General features: G+C 71.6%; 6 protein-coding genes. 3 read left to right on the forward strand and 3 right to left on the reverse strand.

Annotated elements, in window-relative coordinates:
* From A612_RS05410 to A612_RS05420, 3 genes are all read left to right on the forward strand, one after another.
* On the forward strand, positions 1-565 hold a 565-nt coding region (locus A612_RS05410), incomplete at its 5' end, for an MsnO8 family LLM class oxidoreductase (RefSeq protein WP_019373520.1).
* A 95-nt stretch (positions 566-660) separates the two neighbouring features.
* Complete coding sequence (gene gspF, locus A612_RS05415) at positions 661-1890, forward strand: type II secretion system inner membrane protein GspF (protein ID WP_019373521.1); 1230 nt, start codon at positions 661-663, stop codon at positions 1888-1890.
* 10 nt (positions 1891-1900) lie between these two features.
* Positions 1901-2827: a 5'-nucleotidase gene (locus A612_RS05420; protein WP_019373522.1), complete on the forward strand. Its 927-nt coding sequence runs from the start codon at positions 1901-1903 to the stop codon at positions 2825-2827.
* 4 nt (positions 2828-2831) lie between these two features.
* Here the strand turns inward: A612_RS05420 and A612_RS05425 are convergent, their stop codons facing one another.
* The 3 genes from A612_RS05425 to A612_RS05435 all read right to left on the reverse strand — a co-directional run.
* Entirely contained in the window at positions 2832-3278 is a 447-nt protein-coding gene (locus A612_RS05425) for a hypothetical protein (protein ID WP_019373523.1), read from the reverse strand.
* 149 nt (positions 3279-3427) lie between these two features.
* Entirely contained in the window at positions 3428-3904 is a 477-nt protein-coding gene (locus tag A612_RS05430) for a cyanophycin metabolism-associated DUF1854 family protein (RefSeq protein WP_019373524.1), read from the reverse strand.
* Positions 3905-3919: 15 nt separating this feature from the next.
* Positions 3920-5827 (reverse strand): cyanophycin metabolism-associated ABC transporter (locus A612_RS05435; RefSeq protein ID WP_019373525.1); only part of this gene is annotated, 1908 nt, incomplete at its 5' end.

Here is a 5827-nt window from a genome sequence, read left to right on the forward strand (position 1 = left end):
GCTGCTGGCGCCGGCCGAGCCCGGGCAGAAGCTGATCGCCGTGCCCGGCGCGGGCACCGAGGTGCCGATCTGGCTGCTGGGCTCGAGCCTGTTCTCGGCGCAGCTGGCGGCGCACCTGGGGCTGCCCTACGCCTTCGCCTCGCATTTCGCGCCGCGCATGCTGCACGCGGCCATCGAGCTCTACCGCAGGCTGTTCAAGCCCTCCAAGGTGCTGGCCCGGCCCTACGTCATGCTCGGTGTGCCGGTGGTGGCGGCGCCCACGGACGAGGAGGCGCAGTACCTGGCGAGCAGCACCTACCAGCGCGTGCTGGGCATCATCACCGGCCAGCGCGGGCTGCTCCCGCCGCCGGTGGAGGGCTACCTGGAGCGCCTGGGCTACCAGGAGCGCCAGGCGATCGCCGACTTTCTGGCGGTGGGGGTGGTGGGCAGCCCCGAGACGGTGCGCGCGGGGCTGCGCGCGCTGGCCAGCGAGACCGGGGCGGACGAGTTCATGCTGGTGTCGGACGTGTTCGACGCCGAGCTGCGCCTGCGCTCGATCACGCTGACGGCCGAGGCCCACGCCTAGAGGGCGATCCCGCGGATCGAACACGCCGGCGCAGCAAGCGGCTACCATGGCAGGCGCCGCCGCCCGCACCCCTTGCAGCCCTTCGCGCCCCTGCCATGCCCGCCTTTTCCTTTGAAGCCCTGGATGCCGAAGGCCGTGTGCGCCGCGGCACGGTGGACGCCGACAGCCCGCGCGCCGCGCGCGGGCTGCTGCGCGCCCAGGCGCTGGTGCCGCTGGACGTGCAGGCGCTGGGCCCGCAGGCGCACGCCGGCGCGGCAAGCAGCCTGCTCGAGCGGCTGTTCACGCGCCCGGCCTTCAACGCCACCGACCTGGCGATCTGGACGCGCCAGCTCGCCGGCCTCGTCGGCTCGGGGCTGCCCTTGGAGCGGGCGCTCACTGCGCTGGCCGAGGAGGCGGATTCGGCCGCACAGCGCCACCTGCTCGCGGCGCTGCGCGCCGAGGTCAACAGCGGCACGCCCTTTGCCCGGGCGCTGGCGCTGCACCCGCGCGAGTTCTCCGACATCTACTGCGCGGTGATCGGCGCGGGCGAGGCCAGCGGCAGCCTGGACCAGGTGCTCGAGAGCCTGGCGGACGACCTGGAGGCGCGCCAGCAGCTGCGCGCCAAGCTCGTCGGCGCCGCGCTCTACCCGGCCATCGTGACGCTGGTCGCCATCGCGATCGTGCTGTTCCTGGTGGGCTACGTGGTGCCCCAGGTGGCGGGCGTCTTTGCCGGAACCCAGCGCGCCCTGCCCTTCCTCACGGTGGTGATGCTGGCGCTCAGCGATTTCGTACGGGACTGGGGCTGGGCCGTGCTGGCGGTCCTGGCGGCCCTGGCGCTCGGCCTGCGCGCCGCCCTGGCGCGTCCCGCCCTGCGCGAGCGTTTCGATGGCTGGTGGCTGCGCCTGCCGCTGGTCGGCCGGCTGGCGCGCGGCTACAACGCCGCGCGCTTTGCCGGCACGCTGGCCATGCTCACCGGCGCAGGGGTGCCCATCCTGCGCGCGCTGCAGGCGGCGGCCGAGACGCTGAACAACCGCGCCCTGCGCGCCGATGCGCTGGCGGCGCTGGCGCTGGTGCGCGAGGGCGCGCCCCTGGCCTCTGCGCTGGCGCAGAAGCGGCGCTTTCCCAGCCTGGTGCCGATGTTCGCCCGCCTGGGCGAGCAGACCGGGCGGCTGCCGCAGATGCTCGAGCGCGCCGCCACGCAGCTGGGCGCCGAGGTGCAGCGCCGCGCCCTGCAGCTGGCAACCCTGCTGGAGCCGCTGCTGATCGTCGGCATGGGCCTGATCGTGATGCTGATCGTGCTGGCGGTGCTGATGCCCATCATCCAGCTCAACCAGTTCGTCAAGTAGGGGCCGGGCCGTGGTGACCCTGCACGACAAGCTGGTGGTGGCGATCTCCTCGCGCGCGCTGTTCGACTTCGAGGAGGAAAACCGGCTGTTCGAGGCCGGCGACGAGGAGGCCTACATGCGCCGCCAGCTGGAGCTGGTGCACCAGCCGGCCCGCCCTGGCATTGCCTTTGCACTGGTGCAAAAGCTGCTGGCCTTCAACACGCCGCAGCTGCAGCGCGTGGAGGTCGTCATGCTGTCGCGCAACGATCCGGCCAGCGGGATGCGCGTCTTCGCCTCGGCCAAGGCGGCGGGCATGCGCATCGAGCGCGGCGTGTTCACGCGCGGGCGCAACCCCTTTTCCTACCTGCGGCCGCTGGGCGCGCACCTGTTCCTGTCGGCCAACGAGGCGGACGTGCGCGAAGCCCTGTCGATCGGCTTTCCGGCGGCGCGCGTGATGGTCGACTCGACCCCGGCGGGCGATCGCTACCCCGGGGAGGTGCGCATCGCCTTCGATGGCGATGCCGTGCTGTTCTCCGACGAGGCCGAGCGCGTCTACCAGGACGGCGGCCTGCCGGCCTTCCTGCAGCACGAGACTTCGCTGGCGGCCACGCCGCTGGCCGAAGGACCCTTCAAGCCGTTGCTGGCCGCCCTGCACCGCCTGCAGCAGCAGGCCGATGCCTCCCGGATGCGCATCCGCACCGCCCTGGTCACGGCGCGCAGCGCCCCGGCGCACGAGCGCGCCATCCGCACCCTGCTCGACTGGGGTATCACGGTGGACGAGGCGATGTTCCTGGGCGGGCTGGAGAAGGGGCCCTTCCTGCGCGAGTTCGAGCCGGATTTCTTCTTCGACGACCAGACCGGGCACGTCAGCTCGGCCGCGCGGCACGTGCCGGCCGGGCATGTGAGCGCCGGCATCGCCAACCTGCCGCCTCCTGCCGGCAAGCCGACTCCGGACTAGCGGATCACGGCCCGCCGGTGCGCTTGACCTTCGGGTCGGAGTAGGTCAGGGGCTCGTCGTTCTTCACCTGCTGCGCCAGGCGTTCGGTCAGCGTGGTCTTGTTGACCTCCAGCGCGACTTCCACGGCGCTGCCGCTGGCGCGCCACATGGATTGCAGGAAATCCAGCAGCTGCTGGTACAGGGGCGGCTCGCGCGGCGGCTCCTCGACCTGCTCGGTCTTTTCCTTGCGGGCCTCGGCCAGCGTCCAGTCGCGGTGGGTGGGGTCGGGGTCGGATGGCCGCGTGGGCTCGCGCACGATCGCGCCCTCGCCCAGCCGGTCGGTGGATTCGACCGCGTTGGCCGCCTGCACCGGGCGCACGGGCACCGCTCCGCCCGCCCCCGTGGAGTACAGGTCGGCGGCCGGGGCGGCGCGCCACGGGGTCGTCGATCGGTCGACAGGTGGCAGTTGCATGGCGAGGTCCCTCCTGGGCATGAATGCAGGTGCGCCGGCCGCAGCCAGCGCCTCGTCGTACATCCATAACGACAAAAAAAAGGGTGAATTGAGCCCTTTTTCGCCGATTCAGGCAAAAACTAGGGTTTACCCCTAGCTTTTGAGGCCCCTCAGAGGAAGCGTTCCAGCAGCCGGCGCGAGTGCCGGTCCAGGGCCGGCACGTCGGGCACGCGAAACTGCAGCCCGCCGGCCGCGGTGATCAGCAGCGCCGTCCGGCCTGCCAGCCGGCGGATGTCCTCCTCGCCCTTGAGCACCAGCTCGGCCGGCCCGCGGTCGGTCTCCACCCGCCAGGTGCTGGGGGTGGAAAAACTCGACACGGAGCACAGCCGGGTGATGCGCGGCACGAACTCGCGCTCCGCCAGCTCCTCCTCGACCAGCGCGCGCACCGGCGCAGCGAGGTCCTCCAGCCGCTCGATCCAGGCCAGTTCGTTGCCGCCCACGCCCACCAGCGAGATGCCTTCGTCGGGGGCAGCCAGGGGAAAGGCGCGCACGGGCACCACGCCCTCGTGCTCGCCGCCGCCGGGCAGGCGCAGCACCAGCCGGCCGTGGGGGTTGCGGGTCAGGGTAATGGTGTCGGGTTCGGGCATGGCAGGGGGCTTCGCTCAGGAAGGATCGGCCGGGTGGCGGGGGTGCAGGAGCGCGCTGTCCAGGTGCAGGCCCGCGGCCTCGGCGTCCTCCTCGGCGCGCCGCGCCTGCGCCTCGTACAGGCGCCAGTAGGCGCCGCGGCGCTCCATCAGCGCGTCGTGCGGGCCGACCTCGACGATCTCGCCGCGGTCCATGACCACCAGCCGGTCGGCCTTGCGCAGCGTGGACAGGCGGTGCGCGATGGCGATCGTCGTGCGGCCCTGCACCAGGTTGTCGAGCGCGCGCTGGATCTCGCGCTCGGTCTCGGTGTCCACCGCCGAGGTCGCCTCGTCGAGGATCAGGATGCGCGGGTCGATCAAGAGCGCCCGGGCGATCGAGATGCGCTGGCGCTCGCCGCCCGACAGGCTCTGCCCGCGCTCGCCCACCAGGGAGTCGTAGCCGTGCGGCAGCCGCAGGATGAACTCATGGGCGTGCGCGGCGCGCGCGGCGGCGACGATCTCGGCGCGCGTGGCGCCCGGCTTGCCGTAGGCGATGTTCTCGGCCACGGTGCCGAAGAACAGGAAGGGCTCCTGCAGCACCAGGCCGATGTGGCGCCGGTAGTCGGCCACCGCCATGCGGCGCAGGTCCACCCCATCGACCAGGATGGCGCCCTCGCTCACGTCGTAGAAGCGGCTGATCAGGTTCACGAGCGTGCTCTTGCCCGAGCCGCTGTGGCCCACCAGGCCGATCATCTCGCCCGGGCGGATGGAGAGCGACACGTCCTTGAGGATCACCCGGCTGCCGGCACGAAAGCCCACGCCGCGCAGCTCGATCGCGCCCTGCACGCGCTCCAGGCGCACGGGATGGGCCGGGTCGGGCACGTTGGAGACGTGGTCCAGGATGTCGAAGATGCGCTTGGCGCCGGCCGCGGCCTTCTGCGTCACCGACACGATCCGGCTCATGGAATCAAGGCGGGTGTAGAAGCGTCCGATGTAGGCAATGAAGGCCGTCAGCACGCCGACGGTGATCTGGTTTCTCGCCACCAGCCAGATGCCGAAGGCCCAGACCACCAGCAGGCCGATCTCGGTCATCAGCGACACCGTCGGCGAGAACAGGCTCCAGGTCTTGTTCAGGCGGTCATTGACTTCCAGGTTGTGCTGGTTGGCGGCACGGAAGCGCCCGGTCTCGCGGCGCTCCTGGGCGAAGGCCTTGACGACGCGGATGCCCGGGATGGTGTCGGCCAGCACGTTGGTCACCTCCGACCACACGCGGTCGATGCGCTCGAAGCCGGTGCGCAGCTTGTCGCGCACGGTGTGGATCAGCCAAGCGATGAAGGGCAACGGCACCAGCGTGACCAGCGCCAGCCAGGGGTTGATGGAGAACAGGATCGCCGCCGTCATGACGATCATCAGCACGTCGGTGGCGAAATCCAGGGCATTGAGCGACAGGAACAGGTTGATGCGGTCGGTCTCCGAGCCGATGCGCGCCATCAGGTCGCCCGTGCGCTTGCTGCCGAAGTAGTCCAACGACAGGTGCAGCAGGTGCTCGTAGGTGGTGGTGCGCAGGTCGGCACCGATGCGCTCGGACACCAGCGCCAGGATGTAGGTGCGCGCCCAGCCTAGCCCCCAGGCGAGCAGCGCCGCCAGCAGCAGCCCGCCCAGGTACAGCGCGACCTGCGAGACCGGGATCTGCTGGCCGTTCTGGTAGGGGATCAGCACCTCGTCCACCAGCGGGATGGTCATGTAGGGCGGCACCAGCGAGGCGGCGGTGGAGGCCAGGGTCAGGACGAAGCCGGCGGCCAGCTGGCGCTTGTAGGGCCGCGCGAAGCGCCACAGCCGCAGCAGCACCCAGGTCGAGGTGGGAGGCGCCGGCTGGCGCGCGCAGGCCGGGCATTCCTCGGCATCGGGCGGCAGCGGCGTGTGGCAGGCGATGCAGCGCGGCCCTTC

This window comes from Melaminivora alkalimesophila (assembly GCF_000282995.1).
GTDB lineage: Bacteria > Pseudomonadota > Gammaproteobacteria > Burkholderiales > Burkholderiaceae_C > Melaminivora > Melaminivora alkalimesophila.

Coding starts and splice junctions, on each gene's coding strand:
- gspF (WP_019373521.1), top strand. CDS start 661: ATGCCCGCCTTTTCCTTTGAAGCCCTGGATGCCGAAGGCCGTGTGCGC.
- A612_RS05430 (WP_019373524.1), bottom strand. CDS start 3,904: ATGCCCGAACCCGACACCATTACCCTGACCCGCAACCCCCACGGCCGG.
- A612_RS05425 (WP_019373523.1), bottom strand. CDS start 3,278: ATGCAACTGCCACCTGTCGACCGATCGACGACCCCGTGGCGCGCCGCC.